This is a genomic window from Gardnerella sp. c10Ua_244 (genome assembly GCF_055818055.1).
Genome location: NZ_JARFVS010000034.1, coordinates 1 through 466 on the forward strand (window position 1 = coordinate 1; position 466 = coordinate 466).

Consider the following 466-nt stretch of genomic DNA (forward strand, 5'->3'; position numbering starts at 1 on the left):
GCCAAAAGCCACCATGTTTTCAGGCGCGTAAGCAGACGTGTATACCGGGTATCCGAGAATCCTGTTCGGCTCATCATCCTGGTATGAAGGCTGCCAAACGTACGCACCGTTATTGTCTTTAAGTTTTCGTATGCTCGCGACTGTTTTATCGTTCATAATAAAACTCGCGTTTTTACGGTATGGTCGCCTCAAAGCGTGAACAAGATCAATCAGATCATCAGTTTTAATACTGGTAGTTTCTTTAAGGAACGTGCCGCCGTCTTTCTTGTTGAAAATACCAGTTGGTTTTCCAACACCATCCCCGTTAAGAAAAGCGTCTTCCTCAGCGTTAGCCAACGCCATGCCGAAGGATGTAAGAATATGATTCTCGAGGTTAAACGCATTATCATACAAGAGTTCTTCAGTAACTTTTACCGCAACGTGAAGCTTATGAGCGTCAAGCAGGATTTGCGCAAACTTGGAATCC

At 44.4% G+C, this 466-nt stretch carries 1 protein-coding gene; it reads right to left on the reverse strand.

Going from position 1 to position 466, the window contains the following annotated elements:
- Nucleotides 1-466, reverse strand: a 466-nt coding sequence (locus tag P0108_RS07185) for a phage major capsid protein (RefSeq protein WP_473730947.1), incomplete at both ends; no start/stop codon positions are given.